General features: G+C 38.3%; 1 pseudogene. It reads right to left on the bottom strand.

Annotated elements, in window-relative coordinates:
* A pseudogene (locus WBQ70_RS05185) lies at positions 1 to 1,737 on the bottom strand (laminin G); the annotation flags it as partial.

The following is a 1,737-nucleotide window of genomic DNA, read 5'->3' as shown; positions in this document are numbered from 1 at the left end:
TTCACGAATTTTATCTTTCTCTCCAAAACCAATCGTTTTCGCTGCTTCTACAGATCCTCCGACTACTTTACCTACTAGGGTTACACGGGAGTTGTCAATAAAAGTAACTACATCGTCACGGTTTTCGACAAATTCTTGCTCACCTGTAGCGGGGTAATTTCCTTCATGGATAAGCGTGTGCCCATTTTTGGCTACTTTAATAATGTGCTTACCAATAGGAACCGAAATACTAAATTTCCCTTCAGCATTTGTCTCAACTGGCATGTTTTTGCTGTCTAAAACAATTTGTCCGTCAATATAAATATTAGCTCCTTTAAGGCCTATTTTTGGATATAATTTTATTTTTCTTTCCGTTTCAGTCCCAATTATACTTTCTTCATACCAAAACTCTCCTTTTTCATAAGTCTTATCTCCAACAATATAGCTGTTATAGCCTTCTAATGGAGCAGTCCCTAGTGAAACAGCTGGAGAACTCGCATCATTTATATCATTAAAGACACCACGAGTATCATACCGTACCACACCGTTAAAATTGAAAGAAGATATATCTACAAAGTCTATTTTATTGACTACTTCAGATCCTTTTCCTAAATACACGCTTTGTTGATTAGGATCAAACAAATGCTGTCCATACAAAGGGGTAATGCGAAAACTTTCTCCAGTTCCTGAATACGGAATAGCCGAAATGGTATAATAACCCTGCGCATCAGTAACCCCTAGAATTCCGAATTGTTGCGAAGAAGGTACTGCAGTTACGCCACTTTCCCATTGTATTGCTGTATTAAGATTGGTATCATTTTTATGATAGGAAGATCCTGTACGTGATAAATCATACAAATAATTCCCAGCTCCTTCGTCCATACGATAGTAAGCCATTAAGTTTTTATGATTACCGTCAATATAGCGCAAATAATCTTTTCGAATCGTAGCATCGGCTATACTAGCATTCCACAAACGAAATTCATCGATATAAAACGGATCGGTGCTACCACCAATTTCCAGTGCGTTAATACTCGTTGTTAAGGCAATACTTCCGGTTGGGAGACTTGCTGTAAAATAGCTTGCATCATTTTTATATTGTTTCGTTACCTCGTCAATATAGGTAGCTGTAATGGCTCGTCCGTTGATATATAATGTTGGCGTACTGTTATTTTGCATACCAATAGTAAAGTGTGTGTATTGGCTAGTGATTGCCGCAATATCATAAAATGTCTCGATACCTTTGTCATTCACCTCTCCAGTTGGAAAATGATTTTCTATTACAAATGTTTGTCCCGCGATGTCAACTGTTAATCTATTGTTTTCAGTATTTACATTAATCGTTTTTGCACCACCCACATTATCTTTGATGGTAAAAAGTGTGATGTTTTGTCCATTGGCATTTGTTGGTTTTACCCAAGCTTGCAGCATTAGCGTCTCTTTGATTGGTGAGCTAATCGGGTCAAAAAACGATTGCAATTGCTTCCCATTACTCAGTAAAACCGAAGATCCCAAACTGACCACTGCTCCCTCAGGATTCGCGTTTACTTTTACATTGGCCACAGGCCCACCCCCTTTGTAGGTAACTCGACCAGAAACAATGGCGGTAGGGTTACGATACCCAATACCTGTAATGGTGTTTCCTAAATTAACTTCTACATCTTTAGTTACCACACCAATGGCAACCAATTTATATTCGTACAATTGCGCTCCATTAACCAAAAGGTCTTCATAACTAGTGGCTGTGGACGATAAATT

Origin of the sequence: Flavobacterium sp. (assembly GCF_049590715.1) — a bacterium.
Taxonomy (GTDB): domain Bacteria; phylum Bacteroidota; class Bacteroidia; order Flavobacteriales; family Flavobacteriaceae; genus Flavobacterium.
Note: the sequence above shows the minus strand (reverse complement) of the source record. Positions and strands in the feature narration are given on the sequence as shown.